The sequence below is a fragment of the Sphingomonas sp. CFBP 8765 genome (assembly GCF_014841445.1).
In the GTDB taxonomy this organism is placed as follows: Bacteria; Pseudomonadota; Alphaproteobacteria; order Sphingomonadales; family Sphingomonadaceae; genus Sphingomonas; species Sphingomonas aerolata.
Genome location: NZ_JACYTY010000001.1, coordinates 15888 through 40998 on the forward strand (window position 1 = coordinate 15888; position 25111 = coordinate 40998).

The window sequence follows — 25111 nt, forward strand, 5'->3', positions numbered from 1 at the left end:
TCGGCCTTCCGTGACGCCGCGCGCTCGCGGCTCTGCGAGGCTCGGCCGGCCCGGCGTCCAGGGCCCTCCCGGCTCTCCGACTCCCCTGCTTTAGCTTTCCGGTCCTGGCCCTCTCCGCCGTCAGCCTGACGGAAGTCAGGACCCAGGGTTACGCGCGCCGCGCTGCTTGGCTCTGGATCCTGACTTTCGTCAGGATGACGGTTGGGGGACGAGGCGTGGGTTTTTGCCCAGTAGCGGGGCTCGGCTTTGCGCAGCTTCGGTTTGCGCTGGTCAATCGCTGCCTGCTCCCGCCCCGCCCCGCCCTGTGCCCCGCCGCCGCCGTCATCCTGACGGAAGTCAGGATCCAGGGTTACGGGCGGTGCGCTGTTTGGCTCTGAGTCCTGACTTTCGTCAGGATGACGGGTGGAGGTGGGTGTCGGTGTTCGATGCCCGGCATTACTCGGAACGGCATTGCGCTGCCCGGCTCGGCTCGGCTCGGCCCGCCTCAGCCTAGCCCGGCTCGCCCCCCCGCGCCCGCCGCTCCCAGGAGCACGAACCGCGCGGCGGTGGGGCGGTATTATTCCCTGACGAATCGGGGAGGCGTCGCCTAAGGTCGGGGGATGGCATTACGGCTCGACAATCAGGGTTTCAGCGACACACTCGTCATTCTAGGGGCGGCGGGGCTGGTGATTCCGGCGTTTGCGCGCTTCAGGGTCAGTCCGGTGATCGGGTTCATCCTGGTCGGGCTGCTGGTCGGGCCGGCGGGGCTGGGTTCGCTCACCGGGGCGGTGCCTTGGCTTTATTACCTGACGATCTCCAACCCCGAGGCGATCGAGCCGTTCGCCGAGTTCGGGATCATCCTGCTGCTGTTCTCGATCGGGCTCGAATTGTCCTTCCGACGGCTCTGGTCGATGAAGCGGCTGGTGTTCGGGACCGGGGCGGCCGAGCTGATCGGGTCGGCGATGATCATCGCGGTCGCGCTGCATTTCATCGGGCAAGGCTGGGCGGGGGCGATCGGGCTGGGCTTTGCGCTGGCGCTGTCGTCGACCGCGCTGGTGCTGCCGCTGGTCGGGACGACCGGCGCGGTCGGGCGCGGGGCGTTCGCGATGCTGCTGTTCGAGGATCTGGCGCTGGTGCCGCTGATCTTCGTGCTGGGGGCGCTCGCCCCGACCGCGACCGCGGACGGGTGGAGCAACCTGGCGGGCGTGGCGCTCCGCGGCGCGGCCACGGTGGTGGCGATGTATGTCGGCGGGCGGCTGATCCTGCCGCGGCTGTTCGGGCAAGCGGCGCGGACCAAGAGCCCCGAGCTGTTCCTGGCGGCGTCGCTGCTGGTGGTGATCGTCGCAAGCGTGGCGACGACCGCGGCGGGGCTGTCGCCGATCGTCGGCGCGCTGCTCGCCGGGCTGCTGATCGCGGAGACCGAATATCACAGCGAGGTCGAGGTGATCACCGCGCCGTTCAAGGGGCTGGCGCTGGGCGTGTTCCTGATCACGGTGGGGATGAGCCTGGACCTGCGGCTGATCGCGCAGAACTGGCCGTCGCTGCTGCTTGCGGTGACGGGGGTGGTGGCGACCAAGGCGGTCGTGACGTTCCTGTTCCTGCGCGTCGCCAATTCGCGGCGCGGGGTGGCGGCGGAGACCGGGCTGCTGATGGGCAGCCCGTCCGAGACGACGCTGATCGTGCTGGCGACCGCGGCGCAGGCGCAGCTGATCCTGCCGTCGACCGCGAGCTTCTGGCAGACGGTGACCGCGATCGGGCTGACGATCACGCCGCTGCTCGCCAAGCTCGGGCGTACCGTGTCGCGTCAGCTGGAAAGCCGGTCGACCGCGGATACGGGCGATATCGAGATCGACGAGGAGGGTCCGGGGACGGTGGTGATCGGCTTCGGCCGGGTCGGGCGGATGGTCGCGGACATGCTCGCGGTGCACGGTCAGCGCTATGTCGCGGTCGAGGCGGATATCGATTCGGTCGAGGCCGCGCGGGCGCAGGGGCATCCGGTGCTGTTCGGCGACGTGGCGCGGCTCGAGCTGGTCGACCGGCTGAAGCTGGATACCGCCAAGGCGCTGATCCTGACGATGGACGACCCGGTGCTGACGGTGCGGCTGGCGCGGCGGGTGCGGTTGCTGGCGCCCAATTTGCCGATCGTCGCGCGCGCGCGCGACACCGCGCATGCCGCCGAGCTGTACCGTGCAGGCGTGACCGATGCGGTGCCGGAGACCTTGGAGAGCTCGCTGCAGCTGGCGGAGGCAGTGCTGGTCGACCTGGGCGTCGCGATGGGGCCGGTGATCGCGTCGATCCACGAGAAGCGCGACGAGCTGCGGCAGGAGATCAAGGCGGCGGCGGACATGCTGGTCGAGCCGCGGGTCCGCAAGGCCAAGCGGACGCCGCGGAAGGTTTAAGGGGGCGTCAGGCGTCGGTGAGGGTGAAGTCCCTGAACCGTTTGCGCAGCGCGGTTTTCAGGAGTTTTCCCGTCGCGGTGTGGGGCAGTTCGTCGACGAACACGATCGCGTCGGGGAGCCACCATTTGGCGACGTGCCGGGCCAGGTGATCGCGGATCGCGGTGTCGGTGACGGTGCTGCCGGGTTTGCGGACGACGATCAGCAATGGCCTCTCGTCCCATTTGGGGTGGTGGATGCCGATCGCCGCGGCCTCCGCGACGCCGGGGCAGCCGATCGCGGCGTTTTCGAGATCGACCGAGCTGATCCATTCGCCCCCCGACTTGATGACGTCCTTCGACCGGTCGGTGATCTGCATCGTGCCGTCGGTGTGGAGCATCGCCACGTCGCCGGTGTCGAACCAGCCCTCCGCATCGACCGCGTCGGTGTCCGCGCCGAAATAGCGCTGCACCACCCAGGGGCCGCGGACCTGGAGCGAGCCAGCGATCGAGCCGTCGCGCGGCAGCACCTGCCCCTGATCGTCGATGATGCGCAGTTCGATGCCGAAGGGGACGCTGCCCTGCTTGGTGACGAGATCAAGCTTCTCGTCATGCGTCATCATGTCCCAGTGCGGCGGTGCGAAGCCCGCGGTGCCGATCGGCGAGGTCTCGGTCATGCCCCAGAGGTGCTTGACCGACGCGCCCAGGGTCATGATCCGGTCGATCATCGCGCGCGGGGCCGCCGCGCCGCCGATCGTGACGAGCTTCAGATGCTCGGGCGCCTCGCCGGTCGCGTCGATATGCCCGAACAGCGCGAGCCAGACGGTCGGCACGCCCGCCGAATGCGTGACATGCTCCTGGTTCATCAGCCGGCACAGCACGCCCGGATCGTTGATCGCCGAATAGACGACCTTTGCCCCCGACAGCGCGCAGGCGAAGGGCAGCCCCCAGGCGGCGGCGTGGAACATCGGCACGACGGGTAGCACGACCGCGCTGGGGGACAGATCGAACACCCAGGGCGCGACCTCCGCCATCGCGTGGATCAGCGTCGAGCGGTGCGTGTAGAGCACGCCCTTGGGATTGCCGGTGGTGCCGCTGGTATAGCAGAGCATGCACGGATCGCGCTCGGGCCCCTCGACCCAGGCATAGTCGCCATCCTGCTCGTCGAGCATCGCGCGAAAGCCGTCGGGGCCGAGATCGTCGAAACAGACATAATGGCGGATGCTCGACCATTGCCCGCGCAGCCGGTCGACGATCGGCTGGAACGCCTTGTCGTAGAGCATCACGCGGTCTTCGGCGTGGTTGGCGATATAGACGAGCTGTTCGTCGAACAGCCGCGGGTTGATCGTGTGGATCACCCCGCCCATCCCGATCGTGCCATACCAGGCGATCAGGTGGTGCGCGTGGTTCATGGCCAGCGTCGCGACCCGGTCACCCGGACGGACGCCAAGCTTTTCAAGCGCTTGGGCGAGTTTCTTCGCGTCGCGTGCGATCCCGGACCAGTCGGTGCGGGTCTCGCGGCCGTCCGCCCAGTAGCTGACGATCTCGCGCCGGCCATGTTCGCGCGCGGCATGGTCGATCAGCCGGGGGACGCGAAGCTCGAAGTCCTGCATTCCACCCAGCATTCTCGCTCTCCCAAGCAATTATCCGACGAGAGCCAGCCGCGTTTCCGAGGTCTTGAGCTCCACCTTTGTCACACCGTGCAACGACTCGATGTGCTCTGCAAGCTCGCCGTCGAGCAGGAAATCGCGGCCGAGCAGGATGCTGACCTCGCCGTCGGGGAGCATCGCGCGGACGCGCACCTCGCCGCGCGCACCGCGGTGATCGGCGAGCAAGGACGCGAGCCCGGCGAAGGCGGCCATGTCCGAGATCGTCACGACGACCTGGAAGCGCGCGATGTTGGCGAGCCCCTCGAACGGCTGGATCCGCTTGATGCTGACGCGCGGCGTGTCCTCGCCGGGCTTGCGGTCGAGCTCGACGGTGATGAGGCCGCAGCCGCCCGCCTTGGCGGCGTCCTCGAGATCCTTCGAGACCTGATCGTCGAAACAGGTCGCCATGAACTGGCCGCTGGCGTCCGAGCATTGTGCCATCATGAAGCGCTTGCCGCGCGCCGACGTGCGGTAGCGCGCGTCCTCGACCAGCACCGCCATCGTCGCGCCGGCGCGGCTGCCGTCGTCGGGGATGTTGAGCTCCGACAAGGCGGTATAGGCGCGCGCGCCGTGGCTGTTGGCGATGTGGCGGTGGCGGTCGACCGGGTGCGCGGAGAAGTAGAAGCCGAACGCCTCCTTCTCCTGATCCATGCGCTGGCTGAGCGTCCAGCGGACTGACGGCGGCAGCTTGATCGCGTCGCCCGCGGGTTCCGCATCGCCGAACAGACCGCCCTGCCCGCTGGTCTTGGCGGCGTGGGTGCGGGCGGCGATCGCGAGGATCGTCTCGGCGGTGGCGTGGATCCCGGCGCGATTGGGCTCGAACCCGTCGAACGCGCCCGCGGCGGCGAGCGTCTCAAGCTGGCGCTTGTTGAGGAGGCGCGGGTCGACGCGCTTGGCGAGATCGTCGAGCCCGGCAAACGGGCCGTTCTGAACGCGCTCGACGATGAGCTTCTCCATCGCGCCTTCGCCCACGCTCTTCAGCGCGCCCAGGGCGTAGCGGACCGCGGGTTCGCCGTCCTTCACCTCGACGTCGAACTCGGCCTGGCTCGCGTTGATGCAGGGCGGCAGCGTGGCGATGCCTAGGCGGCGCATGTCGTCGGTGAAGATCGCGAGCTTGTCGGTCTGGTGCAGATCGTAGCACATCGACGCAGCGAAGAATTCGTGCGGGTGATGCGCCTTCAGCCACGCGGTCTGATAGGCGAGCAGCGCATAGGCGGCGGCGTGGCTCTTGTTGAAGCCGTAGCCTGCGAACTTGTCGATCAAGTCGAACAGCTCGTTGGCCTTCGCCTTCGGGATATTGTTCACCTTGGCGCAGCCCTCGACGAAGATCGCACGCTGCGCGTCCATCTCGGCCTTGATCTTCTTGCCCATCGCGCGGCGCAGCAGATCGGCGCCGCCGAGCGAGAAGCCCGCGAGGATCTGCGCGGCCTGCATGACCTGTTCCTGGTAGACGAAGATCCCGTAGGTCTCCGACAGGATCGATTCGAGCGCAGGGTGCGGATATTCGATCGTCTCGGTGCCGTTCTTGCGGCGGCCGAAGGACGGGATATTGTCCATCGGGCCCGGTCGGTAGAGCGAGACGAGCGCGATGATGTCGCCGAAGTTGGACGGGCGGACCGCGGACAGCGTGCGGCGCATCCCCTCCGATTCGAGCTGGAACACGCCGACCGTGTCGCCCTTCTGGAGCAGCGCGTAGACGCCCGCGTCATCCCATTCGAGCGCGTCGAGATCGACCTTGATCCCGCGCTTGGCGAGCAATTGCACGCCCTTCTGGAGCACCGAGAGCGTCTTCAGCCCGAGAAAGTCGAACTTCACGAGGCCTGCGCCCTCGACATATTTCATGTCGAACTGCGTGACGGGCATGTCCGAACGCGGATCGCGATAGAGGGGGACGAGCTGCGCGAGCGGGCGGTCGCCGATCACCACGCCGGCGGCATGCGTCGACGAGTGGCGCGGCAGCCCCTCCAGCTTCATCGCCAGATCGAGCAGCTTTCGCACGCCATTGTCGTTGGCATATTCCTTGGCGAGTTCGCCGACGCCGTTCAGCGCGCGCTCGAGCGTCCAGGGATCGGTCGGGTGGTTGGGGACGAGCTTCGCCAGCCGGTCGATCTGGCCATAGCTCATCTGCAGCACGCGGCCGGTGTCCTTCAGCACCGCGCGTGCCTTCAGCTTACCGAAGGTGATGATCTGCGCGACCTGATCGCGGCCGTATTTCTCCTGGACGTAGCGGATCACCTCGCCGCGGCGGGTTTCGCAGAAGTCGATGTCGAAATCGGGCATCGACACGCGTTCCGGGTTCAGGAAGCGCTCGAACAGCAGGCCGAGCTTGATCGGATCGAGATCGGTGATCGTCAGCGCCCAGGCGACGACCGAGCCTGCGCCCGAGCCACGGCCCGGACCGACCGGAATGTCGTGATCCTTCGCCCATTTGATGAAGTCGGCGACGATCAGGAAATAGCCGGGAAAGCCCATCTGGACGATCACGTCGACCTCGAAGGCGAGCCGCGCGCGATAGACGTCGCGCCAGCCGTCCTCGGCCTCTCCGTGCAGCTCGGTGATGCGTGCCAGACGCTTTTCGAGCCCGGCCTCGGCGTCGTCGCGGAGCAGTTTCGCCTCGCCCTCGATATCGCCGGCGAGGCTGGGAAGGATCGGCTTGCGGTAGGGCGCCATGACCGCGCAGCGCTGGGCTACGACCAAAGTGTTGGCGATCGCCTCGGGCAGGTCGGCGAACATCTCGTGCATCACCGGCGCGGGCTTCATCCACGCTTCGGGGCAGCTGCGGATGCGGTCCTCGGTCTCGACATAGGTCGAATGCGCGATGCAGAGCATGGCGTCGTGCGCGTCGCCGAACGCGCTTTCGGTAAAGCAGCACGGGTTGGTCGCGACCAGCGGCAGGTTGCGGTCGTAGGCGATGTCGATCAGCGCGTCCTCGGCGGCGATCTCGGTCGCGTCGCCGCGGCGTGACAGTTCGATGTAGAGGCGGTCGCCGAACAGGCCCTGGAGGCGGTCTAGATAGGCGCGGGCGCGGTCGGGCTGGCCCTCCGCGAACAGCCGGGCGAGACCGCCCTCGCCGCCCGCGGTCAGTGCGATCAGCCCGTCGGCATGGCGCTCGAGCGCGGCGAAATCGACATGCGCGGGCATCTCGATCGGGCGGTCGAGATGCGCCATCGAGACGAGCGCGCAGAGATTGTCATAGCCCTTCGCGTTCTGTGCGTAGAGCGCGATCCAGTCGAACGGGGTGGCGATGCCGTCGGGCATGTCGGGGCGGCTGAGCCCGAGCATCACGCCGATGACGGGCTGGACGCCGTCCTTCTTGGCGGCGTCCGAATAGGCCATCGCGGCGTAGAGGCCGTTGCGGTCGGTCAGCGCGGCGGCGGGGAAGCCGAGCGCGCGCGCCTGCTTGGCGATCGCCTTGGGATCGATCGCGCCGTCGAGCATGGTGTAGCAGGAAAAGACGCGGAGCGGGACGTAACCGGAATGCATGGGTGAGAGGTAGGCGTTGCGGCGTGATTCGACCAGACGCGATGGCGGGGGGTGCGGGGTGGGACGCGATGAGTTGAGTCTATGTGTGTGGGCTTTTGGTTCGAGGCTGTTCTCCCGCGAAGGCGGGAGCCCAGTCTGGGCCCCCGCCTTCGCGGGGGAACAGTCTTGTGGTGAGGGTGCTGCCTACAATGACCACCCCGGCGGAGGCCGGGGCCCGGGTGGGGGACGTTGCCAACTGAGGTCTGCGCTGCGTTACTGTGGCCTTTCCAACTGGGCCCCGGCCTTCGCCGGGGTGGTAGGAAAGGAGGTGGGAGTCCGGGCTGGGTTCCTGCCTTTGCGGGGGAACAGTCTTGTGGTGCGGGTGCTGCCCAAAACTACCACCCCGGCGGAGGCCGGGGCCCAGTTGGGGGACGTTGCTAACTGAGGTCTGCGCTTCGTTACTGTGGCCTTTCCAACTGGGCCCCGGCCTTCGCCGGGGTGGTCCGGAAGGGAGGTGGGACTCCGGGCTGGGTCCCTGCCTTCGCGGGGGACCAGTCTTGTGGTGCAGGTGCTGCCCAAAACTACCACCCCGGCGGAGGCCGGGGTCCAGTTGGGGGACGTTGCTGACCGAGGTCTGCGCTTCGTTACTGTGGCCTTTCCAACTGGGCCCCGGCCTTCGCCGGGGTGGTAGTAAGGGCGCGCTAGAGCAGGTTTTCGATGTCGGTGCGGAGGTCGGCGGGTTTGGTGGTGGGGGCGTAGCGGTCGACGACCTTGCCCGCGCGGTCGATCAGGAACTTGGTGAAGTTCCATTTGATCGCCTTCGAGCCGAGCACGCCGGGGGCGTCCGATTTCAGGCGGTCGAACAGCGGGTCCGCCTCGCCGCCGTTGACGTCGACTTTCGCAAAGACGGGGAAGGTCACGTCGTAGGTGAGCGTGCAGAAGTTCGCGATCTCTGCCGCGTCGCCGGGTTCCTGTGCGCCGAACTGGTTGCAGGGGAAGGCCAGAACCTCGAACCCGCGATCGGCATAGTCGCGGTGGAGCGCCTCGAGCCCCTCATATTGCGGGGTGAAGCCGCATTTGGAGGCGGTGTTGACGATCAGCAGCACCTTGCCGGCATAGGCCGCGAGCGACGCGGGGGTGCCGTTGGCGGCCTTCACGGTGAAGTCGGTGATGGTCATGCGCGGTCCTCGTGTCGGGCGAGCAGATAGGTCAGGTTCTGACGGACACCCGGCCATTCGTGGCGAAGGATGCTGTAGACGATGGTGTCGCGCAAGCGGCCGTCCGCCATCACCTGGTGCCCGCGCAACACGCCGTCGCGTTTCGCGCCGAGCCGCTCGATCGCGGCCTGTGAGCGCTTGTTGAGGCTGTCGGTGCGGATCTGGACGCATTCGCAGCCGAGCGTGTCGAAGGCGTGGGCGAGCAGCATCCGCTTGGCCTCGGTATTGACGCCAGTGCGCTGGACCGCGGTGGCGTAGAAGGTGCCGCCGATCTCGAGCCGCTTGTTGGCCGCGCTAATCCGCATGAAGCGGGTGCTGCCGCGGACGATGCCGTCGACGACCACCGCGAAGACCCGCGCGCGGCCAAAGTCCTGCTGCTCGAACGCCGCCGCGAGCCAGCGGTCGGGCGCCTTCATCAGCGCGACATTGGCGTAGAACAGGTCCCAGAGATCATCCGCAGACGCGGCGGCCACGAGCGCGTCCTTGTCCGCCGCGACCAGCGGGCGGAGCGTGACGTGACGCCCGACGAGCGTCGGTGTCGCGTCCCAGCTCAAGCCAGCCGGCCCTCGTGCAGCCGGAACACGCGGTCCATCCGCGCAGCGAGCCGCTCGTTGTGGGTCGCGACCAGCGCCGCGGTGCCCTGTTCGCGGACAAGCCGGACGAATTCGGCAAAGACGATGTCGGCGGTATGCTCGTCGAGATTGCCGGTCGGCTCGTCCGCCAGCACCAGCGCGGGCTTGTTGGCGAGCGCGCGGGCTACCGCGACACGCTGCTGCTCGCCCCCTGAGAGCTGACTGGGGCGGTGCGTGAGGCGGTGGCCGAGCCCGAGCTGGGTCAGGAGTTCGGCCGCACGCGCATCCGCCTGTGCGCGCGTCGCGCCGTGGACGAGCTGTGGCAGGACGACATTCTCGGTCGCGTTGAAATCGGGGAGGAGGTGATGGAACTGATAGACGAAGCCGAGGCTGTCGCGGCGTACCACCGTGCGGTCATGCGCGTTGAGCTTCGACGCCTCGGTACCGGCGATCTTGATCGATCCCTGGAAGCCACCTTCGAGCAGGCCGACCGCCTGGAGCAGGGTCGACTTGCCCGAGCCCGAGGGGCCGAGCAGCGCGACGATCTCGCCCGGTGCGATTGCGAGGTCGATGCCGCGCAGCACGTCGATCGTCGCGCCGCCCTGCGTGAAGCTTTTGGTCAGACCGCTGGTCTGCAGGACATAGTCGTACGCCTGCGCGCTGCGCCGCTCGATCGGAAGGCCATTATTCATAACGCAGCACCTGCACGGGGTCAGTACTCGCCGCCTTCCAGGCCGGATAGAGCGTGGCGAGGAAGCTGAAGATCAGCGCCATCAGCGCGATCACGATGATCTCGACCGGATCGGTCTTCGACGGGAGTTCGGTCAGATAGCGGATCGAGGGATCCCAGAGATTCTGCCCCGTCACGAGCTGGACGAAGTTCACCACGCCCTGCCGGTAGAACAGGAAGACGAAGCCGAGCCCGAGCCCGGCGAGCGTGCCGAGCGCGCCGATCGTCGTGCCGACGACGATGAAGATCCGCATCAGCCCGCCGCGCGTCGCGCCCATCGTCCGCAGGATCGCGATGTCGCGAGTCTTGGCGCGGACCAGCATGATCAGCGAGGACAGGATGTTGAACACCGCGACGAGGATGATGATCGACAGCACGGTGAACATCGCGACGCGCTCGACCGCCAAGGCCTCGAACAGCTGCGCGTTCATCGTCCGCCAGTCCTGGATGACCGCGCGGCCGCCGATCTTCTCGGCGAGCGGCCGCAGGATCTCGCCGACCTTGTCCGCATCGACGGTCTTCAGCTCGACCATGCCCGCGGCGTCACCCATCAGGAGGAGCGTCTGCGCATCCTCGATCGGCATGATGATATACGCTTTGTCATAGTCGTAGACGCCGATCTCGAAGATCGCGCCGACCTTGTAGCTGACGATGCGCGGCACGGTGCCGAACGGCGTAGTCTGGCCCTGCGGGCTGAACAGCGAGATGTCCGAGCCGACCTGCGCGCCGAGCGACTCGGCGAGCCGCGAGCCGATCGCGATCCGGCCGGACCCTTGCGTGATCGACTGGAGCGACCCCATCAGAACCTTGTCCTGGATCGTCGAGTTGCGGCGGATGTCGTCGACGCGCATGCCGCGGACCAGCACCGCCTCCGCGCGGCCGTTATAGGTGGCGGCGAGCGGCTGTTCGATCAGCGGCACCGCGCTGGTGACGCCGGGAGTGGCGCGCGCCTGTGCGACGATCTCGCGCCAGTCGGGCATCCGGCCGCCGAGCGGCTGGACCACCGCATGGCCGTTGAGCCCGACGATCTTGTCGAACAGCTCGGCACGGAAGCCGTTCATCACGCTCATCACGATGACGAGCGCGGCGACGCCGAGCATGACGGCGACCAGGCTGATCGAGGCGACGAGGAAGATGAACGCCTCGCCCTTGCCCGGCAGCAGATAGCGCCGGGCGATCATCCGTTCATAGCGTGACAGGATCATGGGTGCGGGGGTTCGATCGTTAGAAGAGATGTCCATCGGCTCTAGGACGCGGCCCCGCGCGAGGCAACCATGGCCGCGTCTGGATTGGTCTGTTGCGGATTCGACACAGGGCCCGGCCAATCGTGTGGCGCGCCCCGCAAACAGGGTGACAAACACCACGCAATTACTTAGCAAAAACCTCGCTGAGACACAGGCAACGGCCGTGGTTCGGGGAATGCTTTGACGCCGCACCGAAGGTGCAGAGCGGAAGCGACAAAATGGGGGCTGACGAGCGATCGTCACGCAGGCGCCCGGATCGGAAACGGTCCGGGCGTTTGCTTGTCCGGGCCATTTTCCTTACAACGAATACACTATTCGCCGTTCCTGGAACCCCCGAAGTGCAACAGGCACCGGACGAAGAGTGGGAGCTTCCAATTCTCACCCTTCGCCCGGATCTCTCTTTATAGCAGATAGAGTAGAGCAGCGTTTGTGAACCGTATCAGAACGAGCGCGAGATCGTGACGCCGTACGTGCGCGGATCGCCCGGCTGGCCGACGACCAGCCCCGTGCTGCCCGATTGCAGCGCGAGCAATTCGTAATAATCCTTCGCGAAGACGTTGCGGATCCAGGCGAAGACGTTCAGCCGGTCCTCGCCGCGGAACCCCAGCCGGACATTGCCGAGCGCATAGCCCTTGATGTCGGTATAGGCCGAGGCGGACGGGTTGGACGAGAAGGTCGAGCGGTAGCTGCCGTCATAGCCCAGATACACCTGGCCATCGAGACCGCCGATCCGTGCGGGCAGGTCGTATTCCGCGCCGTAGGAGAAGGCCCATTTGGAGATGCCCGGCAGGCGCTGGCCCGAAATGTCGCAGTTTGCGGGGCTGATCCCGCCCGGGGTTCCTGCCGGGCTCGGCGTCTGGCTCGCGGTCGCGGTGGTGCCGCCCGACAGCTCGGGCGGGCATGGCGCATCGACGAAGCGGACATATTTGGCGTCGGTATAGGCGCCGTTGACGTAGAGGTTGAAGCGCGACGTCGGGCGGAACGCCGAGTCGAATTCGAACCCGCGCGTCCGCACCTTGCCCGCATTCGCCAGATAGCCGCGCAGCACGCCCAGCTGCCCGTTGGTGACGGTCGCCTGGTAATCGTTGATCTCGGTCCAGAAGCCCGCGATGTTGAGCGTCACGCGGCGGTCGAGAAACTGGGTCTTGAGGCCGAGTTCGTAATGGTTGACCGTCTCGGGCTTGACCGTCGCGGAGGCGAGGATCGGGTTGTTCGCGCCGTCGAGCGGGAGCCCCGACAGGTTGATGCCGCCCGATTTGTAGCTGCGCGCATAGGTCGCATAGGCGTGGATGTCCTGGGCGACGTCATAGGCGAGCGTCGCGTCGCCCGACACGTTCCAGTCGTCGAAGGCGGGGGTGTAGACCTGGGGCGCGAGCGTGCTGCACCGGTCGCGGGTGACCGAGCTGGCTGCCTGCGCGGTCGTCGAGCAGTTGAGCACCGCCCCTGCCCCCGTCGTTACGACAGACACATAGGAGCCGGTCTTCCTGTCGTAATTGACGCGGACGCCCGGGGCGAAGGAGAGCTTGTCGGCAATGTGCCACGTCACCTTGCCGAACCCGGCCGCGGACGTGTTCTTGAAGCCGATCGTGTTGGTCGCGGTCAGGCCGTCGAGCACCGCGGGGTTGGATGCGTTCGCGCTGGTCGGGTTGAGCAGGTAGCGGCTGGCGGCGGCGCCCTGGACCTGGAGCCCCTGCGTGTCGATCGTCTGGTGGAAGTAGAACAGCCCGGCGACGTAATCGACGGTGTTGCGGCCGTTCGACGAGAGGCGGACCTCCTGACTGACCTGTTCCTGCTGCGATGGGTTGGCCGAGACCGAGGTGATCGGCAGGCCGATGAAGTCGCGGTCGTTCGACGGCTTCCAGTCCCAGATGCGCCATGCCGAGACCGAGGTCAGCGACACTGGTCCGAGATCCCATTCGGCGAGCAGCGCGGCGCCGCCCAGCTCCTGCCGTGCGCGCAGCGGGGTGTCGAGATCGGTCACGCGGTCGAACGCGTCGCGCGACGGCGGGGTGTATTTGAGTGCGGCGGCGAGCGCGTCATATTGCCGCGACACGGGCCGCTGCGTGGTGCCGACGCGTGCGAAGATCTGCGCGCAACAATCGGGGTTCTGGTGATTATAGTCGCCCGACAGCGTGAGATCGAGATTGCCGGTCGCGTGCCAAAACAGCTGGCCGCGCAAGCTCTGATTGTCCTGCGCGTTGACGTCCTTGCCGGTGCGGAGATTGCGGATCGTGCCGTCGCGCCGGGTGATCGACGAGGACAGGCGGATCGCGAGCCGGTCGTCGACGAGCGGGCCCGACACCGACGCCTTGGCCTGGACGAAGCGGAGATTGCCGGTGGTGAGCTCGATCCGTGCCTCGGGGGTGAAGCTGGGCTTGCGCGTGTAGATGTTGATCGCGCCCGCGGTGGTGTTCTTGCCGTAGAGCGTGCCCTGCGGCCCGCGCAGGATCTCGATCCGTTCGGTGTCGGTGAAGTCGAACGTCGCCGACGCAATGCGGCTGTAATAGACCTGGTCGACATAGATGCCGACGCCCTGTTCGATGCCGTCATTGGTGAGCCCAAACGGCGCGCCGAGCCCGCGGATGTTGGCGGCGGAGTTGCGCGGGTTGGTCGAGTAGAATTGCAGCGTCGGCTGAAGCTGCGTGATGCGGTTGACGTTGTATGCGCCGGTGTCGGCGATCGCCTGGCCGCCGATCACCGACATCGCGATCGGCACGCTCTGGATCGTCTCGGCGCGGCGGCGCGCGGTGACGACGATGTCTCCCCCGCCCTGCTGTGCCGCGCCCAGCCGGCCTGTGTCGCGCTGTGCGTCCTGCGGCGCGGGTGCGGCCTGATCGGCGGGTGCCGGCAGCGGTGATGCGGCCGCCTGTGCGGCGACCAGCATCGCGAAAATATGGGCCATGATCGTCTCCCTTGAACCTTGGCGCTAAAAGTCCATTGATTTGGTGGGAGTTCAATCGGGAACGGCTTTGCGGGGGCAAAGCTGGGCTATCGAGGGCCTTTAAAAAATCTTGGCGGGGCGATCTTGAAGGTTTTTGCGGGGTGACCAGATCACTGCCGCACGGCGCCTGATGGGCCGTGTGCCCGGGCCGCGCACAGGCGGGCCAGGGCTGATGTTGGATTGCTCAAGACGAGGATTTGACCATGCGACTCGACCTTACCCCCTATCGCCGCTCGACCGTCGGGTTCGACCGGCTGTTCGACATGATCGAGACGAACGCGCGCGCCGCGACGTCCGACAATTACCCGCCGTTCAACCTCGAGCGGATCGCGCAGGACCGTTACCGCATCACGCTGGCGATCGCCGGCTTCTCGCGCGACGAGATCGCGATCACCGCGCAGCAGAACCTGCTGCTGGTCGCGGGCAAGAAGGAGGAGCGCGCGCCCGAGGGCCAGCTGCTCCATGTCGGCATCGCCAACCGCTCGTTCGAGCGGCGGTTCGAGCTGGCGGACTTCGTGCTGGTGGAGGATGCGCGGCTGAACGACGGGCTGCTGGTGATCGACCTGGTCCGCGAAGTGCCCGAGGCGATGAAGCCGAAGAGCATCGCGATCAAGACCGGCGCGCCGCTGGCTGCGGTCGATACGGTTGCTGTCGATCAGGCTGCCTGATTTTTGGTCAGCGCTGCGGGGCGTCCGGATCCTTGGGGTCCGGGCGCCTTTTTGATGTCTGGGGTTCGGATTTAGAAGAATTTGTTCGCGCGGAGGCGCGGAGGCGCGGAGATTTTCCTGGCCGCGTCGCGGCCCTCATGAATTCCTGCGCGAACCGGAGTGAGGCCGACTGCGGTAGGCCACGATTTCTCTCCGCGCCTTCGCGTCTCCGCGTGAACCACTTCTTCTGTTCGGACTGTGCGGAGAGGGTTTTTGTTCGCGCGAAGGCGCGAAGGCGCTAAGATTCTGGGTCCCTTTGCGCCTTTGCGCCTTCGCGTGATCGATATTCGCTCTGGCGGGCGCCCGTGAGGGCGCCCGGTCGGGTCAGACGAGGCGGCTCTGTTTGACGGCGGCTTCGATGAAGCTGGCGAACAGGGGGTGCGGGTCGAAGGGTTTGCTTTTGAGTTCGGGGTGGAACTGGACGCCGACGAACCAGGGATGGTCGGGACGCTCGACGATCTCGGGCAGCGTGCCGTCGGGCGACATGCCCGAGAAGACCAGACCGCCCTGTTCGAGCACGTCCTTGTAGCCCGTATTCACCTCGTAGCGGTGACGATGGCGTTCCGAGATGTCGGTGCCGCCATAGATCGCCGCGACGACGCTGTTGCCGTCGAGCTTGGCGTCATAGGCGCCGAGCCGCATCGTGCCGCCGAGATCGCCCTCGGCCGCGCGCGTCTCGAGACCCTCGCGGCCCATCCATTCGGTGATCATGCCGACCACCGGCTTGTCGGTCGGGCCGAATTCGGTCGACGAGGCATCGGGGACGCCGCCGAGACCGCGTGCGCCCTCGACGCACGCCATCTGCATCCCGAAGCAGATCCCGAAATAGGGGATCTTGCGTTCGCGCGCGAACTTGACCGAGGCGATCTTGCCCTCCGCGCCGCGTTCGCCGAACGCACCGGGGACGAGGATCGCGTCGCAGGGCTCGAGCTGGCCGGCGATGTCGCTTTCGGCATTCTCGAACAGCTCGGCGTCGATCCAGCGCACGTTGACCTTGACGCGGTTGGCGATGCCGCCATGGACCAGCGCCTCGTTGAGCGACTTGTAGGCGTCCTGCAGCCCGACATATTTGCCGACCACGCCGATCGTGACCTCACCCTGCGGATTGGTCAGCCGGTCCATGATCTCGGTCCAGCGCGACAAATCGGGCGCAGCGGCCGGTTCGATCCCGAACGCGCGCAGCACTTCGATATCGAGGCCCTCGCCGTGATACTGGAGCGGCACCGCATAGATGCTCTTCGCGTCGAGCGCGGGGATGACCGCACTGGCGGGGACATTGCAGAACAGCGCGATCTTCGCGCGCTCCGACGGCGGCAGCGGGTGTTCGCAGCGGCAGACGAGCACGTCGGGCTGGACGCCGAGGGCGGCGAGTTCGCGGACCGAATGCTGGGTCGGCTTGGTCTTCAGCTCGCCCGCGGCGGCGATATAGGGGACGAGCGTCACGTGGATGCTGATCGCCTTGCCGCGCCCTTCCTCGTTCTTCAGCTGGCGAATCGCCTCGATGAAGGGGAGCGATTCGATGTCGCCGACGGTGCCGCCGATCTCGCAGAGCACGAAGTCGACATCGTCGGTCTCGGCGCGCGCGAACGCCTTGATCGCGTCGGTGACGTGCGGGATGACCTGCACCGTCGCGCCGAGATAGTCGCCGCGGCGTTCGCGCGCGATGATCTGCTGATAGATGCGGCCGGAAGTGACGTTGTCCGACTGGCGCGAGGGCACGCCGGTGAAGCGTTCATAGTGACCGAGGTCGAGATCGGTCTCGGCGCCGTCGTCGGTCACATAGACCTCGCCGTGCTGATAGGGCGACATCGTGCCGGGATCGACGTTCAGATACGGATCGAACTTCCGGATCCTGACGCTGTAGCCGCGTGCCTGGAGGAGGGCGGCAAGCGATGCCGCCATGAGACCTTTACCGAGCGACGATACCACGCCCCCGGTGATGAAAATGTACCGAGCCATGGGAAGAGTCTCGTAGCGTGTGTTGGGGACGAACGACAAGCGCCCGCGGATCACGCAGGGCGCTTTTGTCGGCGAATGGAGTGTTTAGCGGGCGAGCGGGACCGCGCCATTGTCGGCGGGCGCCGGTGCGGCGGCGCCAGCATTCTCTGCACCACCGGCGAACGGTGCCGCATCGCCCTTGGGCTCCGCGGTCGGAACCGCGGTGGCGGCGGCCGCCGGCGTGCGGGCGAGCGACGTGTCGATGTCGGTGCTGCGGTGATTCGCCGCGAGGATCGCGAGCAGGATCGAGAACAGCACGAACATCGTCCCGAGCACGCCCGTTGCGCGCGTCAGGAAATCGGCGGCGCCGCGGGCCGACATCAGCCCCGAGGGACTGCCGCCCATGCCCAGACCGCCGCCTTCCGACCGCTGCATGAGGATCACGGTGACGAGGGCGGCCGCGATGATCGCGTGGATGACAAGCAGGAAGGCGAACATTGCGCGGAAAACCCCGGAACTTTACGAAGCCGCGCACATAGGCGAGCCGGCGGCAACGATCAACCGCATCCCGGGCTCCGGATATCGCACACGACACCGAAACACACGGAAACAAGCCGTGCGGGCGGGCGTTGTGACAGCGTAATGACGTTCCTTAACGGGACGTAGACCCTGAAATTCAGATGGCGGATCAACGCTGTGGCATCAATGGCAGTCAATACTCTATCGACGTGGATGACGGCTCTGGTCGATTATGTCCGTTCGGGTGAACCGGATCTGACCAATCGCCAGATGGCGCTTTTGCTGCTCGTCTATCTCAAACCCGGCCCGCATACGGTGCGCGGTCTGGCGCGTGCACTGAACGTATCGAAGCCCGTCGTCACGCGCGCCTTGAACAGATTGGGTGCCCTCGGCTATCTGCGCCGGCAACGCGACGATAGCGACAAGCGCAACATCTTCGTCGCGCGGACGAGTGAAGGGGCAGATTTTCTTGAAGAATTCGGGCAGTTCATCGGCGATAACCACGCCGCGCCCCGCGCCGCGACAGCCTGACGGCGTCATTCAGCCGCGTGATTCTGCCGACTCGCGTCGCCAGAGTTTCGCGCTGACCGGGCGTTCGGTCGATCTCGACCTGCGCACGCACGCGGTCCGCCGCGACATTGCCGACATCCGCCTCGCCGAGCATGTCTTCGCGCCGCATTATGCGGTGCCGATGATCCGGCTGGTCGCGCGCACCGCGACGCTGCGCGCGGGCCGCGACACGGCCAGCGATCCGGTCACCGCGCTGGCAGTCGGCGACACGATCGAAGTGCTCGAGATTGCGGGATCGTCCGCCTGGGGCGTCGCGCAGCCGCACGGCCTTGTCGGCTATGTCGAGATCGACGCGCTCGACCTGCCGGACGGCAAGGCGGTGGCGGCATGACCGCGACGGTCTTCATCGACGGTGCGGCGGGCACCACCGGGCTCGAGATCCGCGACCGGCTCGCCGGGCGGTCCGACATCCGGATCGCGTTGCTCGACGAGGCGAACCGCAAGGATCCCGCGGCACGGCGCGCGGCGCTCAACGATGCCGATTTCGTCATCCTCTGCCTGCCCGACGATGCCGCGCGCGAAGCGGTCGCGCTGATCGACAATGACCGCACGCGGGTGATCGACGCGTCGAGCGCACACCGCGTCGCGCCGGGCTGGACCTATGGGTTCGCCGAGCTGCCGGGCCAGGCCGCGCGGATCGCCGCGGCGACGTGGGTGTCGAACCCCGGCTGCTATCCGACCGGTTTCCTCGCGCTCGTCGCGCCGCTGGTCGCGGCCGGGCTGCTGCCGGCGGGCCATCCGCTGAGCGTCAACGCGACGTCGGGCTATTCGGGCGGCGGCAAGGCGATGATCGCGGAGTTCGAGGGGGCCGGCGCCACCCCGACCGCGTTCCGCGCCTATGCGCTGGGCCTTGCGCACAAGCACATCGCCGAGATGACGCAGCATGCCGCGCTGACGCATGCGCCGATCTTCGCGCCCGCGGTCGCCAACACCTATCGCGGGATGGTCGTCGAGGTGCCGTTGCACCTTCATGCCCTGCCCGGCCGGCCGACGCTGGCGGCGGTCGAGGACGTGCTGCGGCAGGCCTATGACGGCGCGGCGCTCGTGACCGTGGCGGCGGGCGATGCGGCGGCGATCGCGATCGAGGAAAATGCCGGAACCGACCGGTTGACGTTGCGCGTCTGCGGCAACGATGCGACCGGTCACGCGCGGCTGGTCGCGACACTCGACAATCTGGGCAAGGGCGCCGGCGGCGCCGCGGTCCAGAACCTCAACATCATGGCCGGGGTCGACCCGGTCGCCGGTCTGGTTTCGTAAGACCGACTGACCCAGGAGCTCTCATGCACCGTAATCCCGTAGCCAAGCTGCTCCTGTTCGGCGCCACCGGCGATCTCGCGCAGCGGATGCTGTTGCCCTCGCTCTATGGCCTGCACGCCGACGGGCTGCTGCCCGAGGGGCTGACGATCACCGGCGCGGCGCGTCACGATCACGACGACGCGGCGTATCGCACCTTCGCGAGGGCCGCGCTCGACGAGTATCTGAAGGACGATCGCAAGGATGCGGGGACGATCGACGCGTTCCTCGAGCGCGTGCATTACCAGCCGACCGACCTGTCCGATCCGGCGAGCTTCCAGCCGCTGGCGGACAAGATCGGCGACATTTCGGGCGGGCTCGCCATCTATCTGTCGACTGCGCCGTCGCTGTTCGAATCGGCGATCGAGGGGCTGCACAAGGTCGGGCTTGCGGGCGAGACGGTCCGCGTCGGGCTCGAGAAGCCGCTGGGCTACGACCTGCCGACGAGCCGCGAGATCAACGACGCGGTCGCCAAGGCGTTTCCCGAGAACCGGACTTACCGGATCGATCATTATCTGGGCAAGGAAACCGTCCAGAACATCCTCGCGCTGCGCTTCGGCAACTCGTTCTTCGAGCCGGTGTGGAATGCGCAAGGGATCGACAACGTCCAGATCACGATCTCCGAGACGGTCGGGCTGGAGGAACGCGCGGGCTATTACGAGAGCGCGGGCGCGCTGCGCGACATGGTGCAGAACCATATCCTGCAGCTGCTCGCGCTGATCGCGATGGAGCCGCCCGCGCGGTTCGAGGGCACCGACGTGCGCGACGAGAAGTCGAAGGTGTTCCGATCGCTGCGGCTGATCAAGCCCGAGGAGGCGCCGCACGTCACCGTGACCGGGCAATATGCCGAGGGCGCGGTCAACGGGAAGTTCGTGAAGAGCTATTCGGAGGAGCTCGGCCAGACGTCGACCACCGAGACGTTCGTCGCGATCAAGGCGCATGTCGACAACTGGCGCTGGCAGGGCGTGCCCTTCTACCTGCGCACCGGCAAGCGGATGGCGGCACGCGGCAGCGAGATCGCGATCCAGTTCAAGGCGGTGCCGCATTCGATGTTCGCGGGCCGCGGCGGGCTGCTCCAGCCCAACATGCTGATCATCCGCCTGCAGCCCGAAGAGCATGTCCAGCTGCTGGTGATGGCGAAGGAGCCGGGGCTCGACCGTGAGGGCGTGCGGCTGCGCGAGGTGCCGCTCAACCTCAGCCTCGACGCCGAGTTTGCGGGCACGCGCCGGCGGATCGCCTATGAGCGGCTGCTGCTCGACCTGATCGAGGGTGACCAGACGCTGTTCGTGCGGCGTGACGAGGTCGAGGCGCAGTGGACCTGGATCGATGCGATCCGCGAGGGCTGGAAAGCGAACGGAATGAAGCCCAAAAGCTATCCGTCGGGCAGCTGGGGCCCGTCCGCCGCGATCGCGCTGACCGAGCGCGACGGCGTGACCTGGCAGGACGACTGAGCATGTTTTCCTCCGTTCGTCCCGAGTAGCCGTCGAGCTTGTCGAGATGGCGTATCGAGGGATCGGCCCGGTTGTGGCATTGTACCTCGATACGGGCTCTCGGCTTCGCTCGATCCCTACTCGGCACGAACGGGACTGGTCGGTACGAACGGGCCGCTGAGTAGGAACGGGACTGCTGGGTGCGAACGGGACTGGCGGACACGACCTGAACTGTTGGGCACGAACACTAATTTCTAAGTGAGTTTGAGCATATGACCGAGATCGAATGGTGGGATTACGAGGACACCGAGGAGCTCGCAGCCGCGGTTGCCGGCGACATCCAGTTCGTCATCGAGAGCGCGCTCGACGCGCGCGGCTCGGCGGTGATCGCGCTGGCGGGCGGCAAGACGCCGATGGCGGCGTATGAGAAGCTCGCCCAGGCCAAGCTCGACTGGAAGAAGGTCACGATCATTCCCGGCGACGAGCGGATCGTGAAGCTGGGCGATCCGATGTCGAACGTCACCGCGCTCGCCAAGATCTTCCTGCCTAAGGGGGCGCGGGTGAAGCCGATCGTCCCCGATGCGATCTCCGACTATAAGGCCGCTGGCCGCTCGGCGGATGCGCTGATGCAGGACCTGCACTGGCCGCTCGACTTCTGCCTGCTGGGCATGGGCACCGACGGCCATACCGCGTCGATCTTCCCCGGCCCCGATTTCGACGAGGCGCTGAGCGGTCCCAAGGAACGCCGCGCGGTGGGCGTGATGCCCGAGCCGCTGCCGCCCGAGGCCCCGGTCGCGCGCGTCACCCTGTCCGCCGCGGCGATCGCGTCGTCCAAGGCGCTGATGATCATGATCACCGGCGAGGAGAAGAAGACGCTGCTCGAACAGGCGATCGAGCAGGGTCCGTCGTCCAAATATCCGATCGGGCGCGTGCTGGCCGAGGTCGAGCTGCCCGTCGACATCCACTGGGCCGCCTGAGATGCTGAACGCCGTCGTCTCCGCGGTCACCGACCGGATCATCGAACGGTCGCGCGACAGCCGCGCCGCCTATCTCGCGCTGATCGACCGCGAGGGCGAGGCGCAGGTGCGCCGGCCGTCGCTGGGCTGCGCGAACCTCGCGCATGCCTATGCGGGGACCGAGGAGGACCGCGATGCGATGAAGGCCGATGCCGGCATGAACATCGGCATCGTGACGGCGTATAACGACATGCTGTCGGCGCATGCGGTCTATTACCGCTATCCCGAACTGATGAAGGTCTGGGCGCGCGAGGCCGGCGCAACCGCGCAGGTCGCGGGCGGCGTGCCGGCGATGTGCGACGGCGTGACGCAGGGCTATCCGGGGATGGAGCTGTCGCTGTTCAGCCGCGACACGATCGCGCTGTCGACCGCGATCGCGCTGAGCCACGGCACGTTCGAGGGCGCGGCGCTGCTCGGCATCTGCGACAAGATCGTGCCGGGGCTGCTGATGGGCGCGCTGCGCTTCGGGCATCTGCCGATGGTGCTGATCCCGGGCGGGCCGATGCCGACCGGGCTGCCCAACAAGGCCAAGGCCGCGGTGCGCGAGAAGTTCGCCGAAGGGCTGGTCGGCCGCGAGGAACTGCTCGAGGCGGAGATCGGCGCCTATCATTCGAAGGGCACCTGCACCTTCTATGGCACCGCCAACACCAACCAGATGATGATGGAGGTCATGGGCCTCCACATGCCGGGCGCGGCGTTCGTCAATCCGGGTACCAAGCTGCGCCAGGAACTGACGCGCGCGGCGGTCCATAGGCTCGCGAAGATCGGGGCGCGCGGCGACGATTACCGGCCGCTCGGCCGCTGCGTCGACGAGCGCGCGATCGTGAACGCGGCGGTCGGCCTGCTCGCGACGGGCGGCTCGACCAACCATCTGCTCCACGTCCCCGCGATCGCGCGTGCGGCGGGGATCGTGATCGACTGGGAGGATTTCGATCGCCTGTCGGCGGCGGTGCCGCTGATCGCGCGTGTCTATCCCAATGGCTCGGCGGACGTGAACGCGTTCGAGGCGGCGGGCGGCATGCCCTATGTGATCCGCGAACTGCTGGGCGAAGGGCTGCTCCACGGCGACATCATGACGATCGGCGGGCAGGACCTGTCGGCCTATGCCAAGACCGCGGTCGTCGCGGACGGTGCGCTCGAATGGCGCGACACGCCCGACAGCGGTGACGAGACGATCCTGCGTCCGGCCACCGCGCCCTTCGCGGCAGATGGCGGCATGCGGATCCTCGCGGGCAATATCGGCCGCGCGTGCATCAAGGTGTCCGCGGTCGAACGCGAGCGCTGGATCGTCGAGGCGCCCGCAATGGTGTTCGACGACCAGCTCGACGTGATCGAGGCGTTCAAGCGCGGCGAGCTGGAAAAGGACGTCGTCGTCGTCGTCCGCTTCCAGGGGCCGCGCGCGAACGGCATGCCCGAGCTGCACAAATTGACCCCGCCGCTGGGCGTGCTGCAGAATCGCGGGTTCAAGGTGGCGCTGGTCACCGATGGCCGCATGTCGGGTGCGAGCGGCAAGGTGCCGTGCGCGATCCATTGCTCGCCGGAAGCGCTGCTCGACGGCGCGATCGGGCTGATCCGCGACGGCGACATGATCCGCGTCGATGCGGTCAACGGCACGCTGGAAGCGCTGGTCGATGCGGACGTGTGGGCGACGCGCGAGATGGTGACGCTGCCGCCCGCGGTCAGCGGCATGGGCCGCGAGCTGTTCGGCATGTTCCGCGGGCTGGCCGACGAGGCCGAAAAGGGCGCGTCGGCGATGCTGGCGGGCGCGGGGCTCTAGAGCCCGCGCCTACCGTTCGTTCCGGGCGATGTCCTTCGACGTCGCCCAGGACGAACGGCGATAAGAGATCAAGGATCGGGAGAGACCAATGGAAATCGTAGCGGCAGATATCGGCGGGACGCATGCGCGCTTTGCGATTGCCGAGGTCGAGAATGGCCGCGTCGTCAAGCTGGGCGAGCCGGTGACGATGAAGACCGCGGATCATGCGTCGCTGCAGACCGCCTATCAGGCGTTCGAGGCGGGGCTGGGACGGCCCCTGCCCCGCGCGCTGGGCATCGCAGTCGCGTCGCCGGTCGCCAACGACGTGATCCGCCTGACCAACAACCCGTGGATCATCCGCAAGTCGCTGATCACCGAGCGGCTCAACGCGGACCAGTGGGTCGTCGTCAATGATTTCGGCGCGGTCGGCCATGCCGTCGCGCAGGTCCCCGACAGCGACTTCATCCATCTGTGCGGCCCCGACACGCCGCTGCCGTCCGAGGGGATCACGACGATCTGCGGACCGGGCACCGGCCTGGGCGTCGCACAGCTGCTGCGGCACCGTGACCGGTACCAGGTGCTGGAGACCGAGGGCGGTCACATGGACTTCGCGCCGCTCGACGGGATCGAGGACGCGCTGCTCAAGCGGCTGCGCAAGACCTTCACGCGCGTGTCGGCCGAGCGCGTCGTCGCCGGGCCGGGGATCGTCGCGATCTACGAGACGCTCGCCGAGATGGAGGGGCGTTCGGTGCCCAGCCGCGACGACCGGACGATCTGGACCGAAGCGATCGACGGCACCGATTCGATCGCACTCGCAGCGCTCGACCGCTTCTGCCTCGCGCTCGGCGCGGTGGCGGGCGATCTCGCGCTCGCGCAGGGCGCCAAGGCGGTGGTGATCGCGGGCGGGCTCGGCTTCCGGATCAAGGACCGTCTGGTCCGCTCGGGCTTCGACCAGCGCTTCGTCGCCAAGGGCCGGTTCCAGACGATGATGGCGGCGATGCCCGTCAAGCTGATCACCCATCCCCAGCCCGGCCTGTTCGGCGCCGCGGCTGCCTTCGCACAGGAACACACGCAATGACCGCCACAGCCTTGCCCACTATTGCAAACATCATGCAGACCAGCGCCGTCATCCCGGTGCTGGTGATCGAGGACGCGGCGCTCGCCCGTCCGCTCGCCGAGGCGCTGGTCGCGGGCGGCCTGCGCGTGCTCGAGGTGACGCTGCGCACCGGCGCCGCGCTCGAGGCGATCGCCGAGATGAAGAAGGTCGAGGGCGCGATCGTCGGTGCGGGCACCGTCGTCAACACGCGCCAGTTCGCCGAGGTGATGGACGCGGGCGCCGAGTTCATCGTCTCGCCCGGCCTGACCGAGCGGCTCGCGACGCCGATCATCGAGAGCGGCGTGCCGTTCCTGCCGGGCATCGCCAATGCGGCGGACATCATGACCGGGCTCGACCTCGGCCTCACGCATTTCAAGTTCTTCCCGGCTGAGGCGAGCGGCGGGCTGAAGGCGCTGAAGGCGCTGGCGGCGCCGTTCTACCAGGCGCGGTTCTGCCCGACCGGCGGGATCACCGAGGCCAGCGCACCCGAGTGGCTCGCGTTCAAGCCGGTGCTGTGCGTCGGCGGGAGCTGGGTGACCGGGGGCACGATGGCCGAGATCGAGATGAAGGCGCGCGCGGCCAACGCGCTGCGGGGGTAAGGATCGGACGTGCGGCACT

19 protein-coding genes are annotated in these 25111 nt (G+C 67.3%); 10 read left to right on the forward strand and 9 right to left on the reverse strand.

Annotated elements, in window-relative coordinates; all coding sequences use genetic code 11:
* Positions 1-599 precede the first annotated feature (599 nt).
* Positions 600-2378, forward strand: a complete 1779-nt coding sequence (locus IFT87_RS00085; RefSeq protein ID WP_192007124.1) for a cation:proton antiporter domain-containing protein — start codon at positions 600-602, stop codon at positions 2376-2378.
* Between the two features lie 7 nt (positions 2379-2385).
* Here the strand turns inward: IFT87_RS00085 and IFT87_RS00090 are convergent, their stop codons facing one another.
* The 7 genes from IFT87_RS00090 to IFT87_RS00120 all read right to left on the reverse strand — a co-directional run bounded on the left by IFT87_RS00090 (position 2386) and on the right by IFT87_RS00120 (position 14129).
* The gene (locus IFT87_RS00090; protein ID WP_192007125.1) at positions 2386-3978 is read right to left on the reverse strand and encodes a long-chain fatty acid--CoA ligase; all 1593 of its coding nucleotides are present in this window, start codon (positions 3976-3978) and stop codon (positions 2386-2388) included.
* 18 nt (positions 3979-3996) lie between these two features.
* Positions 3997-7485, reverse strand: coding sequence for a DNA polymerase III subunit alpha (gene dnaE / locus IFT87_RS00095; RefSeq protein WP_037528649.1), 3489 nt, complete (start codon positions 7483-7485; stop codon positions 3997-3999).
* A gap of 680 nt (positions 7486-8165) precedes the next feature.
* Positions 8166-8642 (reverse strand): glutathione peroxidase, encoded by a 477-nt coding sequence (locus tag IFT87_RS00100; RefSeq protein WP_192007127.1) that lies wholly within the window; start codon positions 8640-8642, stop codon positions 8166-8168.
* On the reverse strand, positions 8639-9235 hold the full coding sequence (locus tag IFT87_RS00105) for a GNAT family N-acetyltransferase (protein WP_192007129.1): 597 nt from the start codon (positions 9233-9235) through the stop codon (positions 8639-8641). The genes IFT87_RS00100 and IFT87_RS00105 overlap by 4 nt, the downstream gene beginning before the upstream one ends.
* Positions 9232-9945 carry an ABC transporter ATP-binding protein gene (locus IFT87_RS00110; protein WP_052149002.1) on the reverse strand — a complete coding sequence of 238 codons (714 nt, stop codon included), beginning with the start codon at positions 9943-9945 and terminating at the stop codon, positions 9232-9234. Before IFT87_RS00110 ends, IFT87_RS00105 begins: the two co-directional genes overlap by 4 nt.
* The gene (locus IFT87_RS00115) at positions 9938-11188 is read right to left on the reverse strand and encodes a lipoprotein-releasing ABC transporter permease subunit (RefSeq protein WP_031396032.1); all 1251 of its coding nucleotides are present in this window, start codon (positions 11186-11188) and stop codon (positions 9938-9940) included. The genes IFT87_RS00110 and IFT87_RS00115 overlap by 8 nt, the downstream gene beginning before the upstream one ends.
* A 478-nt stretch (positions 11189-11666) precedes the next feature.
* Positions 11667-14129: a TonB-dependent receptor gene (locus IFT87_RS00120; RefSeq protein WP_037528653.1), complete on the reverse strand. Its 2463-nt coding sequence runs from the start codon at positions 14127-14129 to the stop codon at positions 11667-11669.
* A gap of 242 nt (positions 14130-14371) precedes the next feature.
* Here IFT87_RS00120 and IFT87_RS00125 point away from each other — a divergent pair, with 242 nt between their 5' ends.
* Positions 14372-14836, forward strand: a complete 465-nt coding sequence (locus tag IFT87_RS00125; protein WP_031440813.1) for an Hsp20 family protein — start codon at positions 14372-14374, stop codon at positions 14834-14836.
* Between the two features lie 363 nt (positions 14837-15199).
* On the opposite strand, the gene IFT87_RS00130 is transcribed toward IFT87_RS00125, so the two are convergent.
* Both IFT87_RS00130 and secG read right to left on the reverse strand, forming a co-directional pair.
* Complete coding sequence (locus tag IFT87_RS00130) at positions 15200-16834, reverse strand: CTP synthase (RefSeq protein WP_031395051.1); 1635 nt, start codon at positions 16832-16834, stop codon at positions 15200-15202.
* Positions 16835-16918: 84 nt separating this feature from the next.
* Positions 16919-17311 (reverse strand): preprotein translocase subunit SecG, encoded by a 393-nt coding sequence (gene secG, locus IFT87_RS00135; protein WP_031395050.1) that lies wholly within the window; start codon positions 17309-17311, stop codon positions 16919-16921.
* 234 nt (positions 17312-17545) lie between these two features.
* Here secG and IFT87_RS00140 point away from each other — a divergent pair, with 234 nt between their 5' ends.
* The 8 genes from IFT87_RS00140 to eda all read left to right on the forward strand — a co-directional run bounded on the left by IFT87_RS00140 (position 17546) and on the right by eda (position 25092).
* Positions 17546-17863, forward strand: coding sequence for a MarR family transcriptional regulator (locus tag IFT87_RS00140; RefSeq protein ID WP_192007131.1), 318 nt, complete (start codon positions 17546-17548; stop codon positions 17861-17863).
* Positions 17802-18233, forward strand: coding sequence for a hypothetical protein (locus IFT87_RS00145; protein WP_235188378.1), 432 nt, complete (start codon positions 17802-17804; stop codon positions 18231-18233). The genes IFT87_RS00140 and IFT87_RS00145 overlap by 62 nt, the downstream gene beginning before the upstream one ends.
* Positions 18230-19159: an N-acetyl-gamma-glutamyl-phosphate reductase gene (argC, locus tag IFT87_RS00150; RefSeq protein WP_192007133.1), complete on the forward strand. Its 930-nt coding sequence runs from the start codon at positions 18230-18232 to the stop codon at positions 19157-19159. Before IFT87_RS00145 ends, argC begins: the two co-directional genes overlap by 4 nt.
* A gap of 23 nt (positions 19160-19182) precedes the next feature.
* The gene (gene zwf / locus IFT87_RS00155) at positions 19183-20646 is read left to right on the forward strand and encodes a glucose-6-phosphate dehydrogenase (RefSeq protein ID WP_037528659.1); all 1464 of its coding nucleotides are present in this window, start codon (positions 19183-19185) and stop codon (positions 20644-20646) included.
* Between the two features lie 251 nt (positions 20647-20897).
* Complete coding sequence (gene pgl, locus IFT87_RS00160) at positions 20898-21602, forward strand: 6-phosphogluconolactonase (protein ID WP_031396120.1); 705 nt, start codon at positions 20898-20900, stop codon at positions 21600-21602.
* A 1-nt stretch (position 21603) separates the two neighbouring features.
* Positions 21604-23418 carry a phosphogluconate dehydratase gene (gene edd / locus IFT87_RS00165; RefSeq protein WP_192007135.1) on the forward strand — a complete coding sequence of 605 codons (1815 nt, stop codon included), beginning with the start codon at positions 21604-21606 and terminating at the stop codon, positions 23416-23418.
* 88 nt (positions 23419-23506) lie between these two features.
* A complete protein-coding gene (gene glk, locus IFT87_RS00170) occupies positions 23507-24475 on the forward strand; it encodes a glucokinase (RefSeq protein WP_031396123.1) in 969 nt (322 codons plus the stop codon).
* Between the two features lie 32 nt (positions 24476-24507).
* Positions 24508-25092: a bifunctional 4-hydroxy-2-oxoglutarate aldolase/2-dehydro-3-deoxy-phosphogluconate aldolase gene (gene eda, locus IFT87_RS00175; RefSeq protein ID WP_249403142.1), complete on the forward strand. Its 585-nt coding sequence runs from the start codon at positions 24508-24510 to the stop codon at positions 25090-25092.
* Positions 25093-25111: the final 19 nt, after the last annotated feature.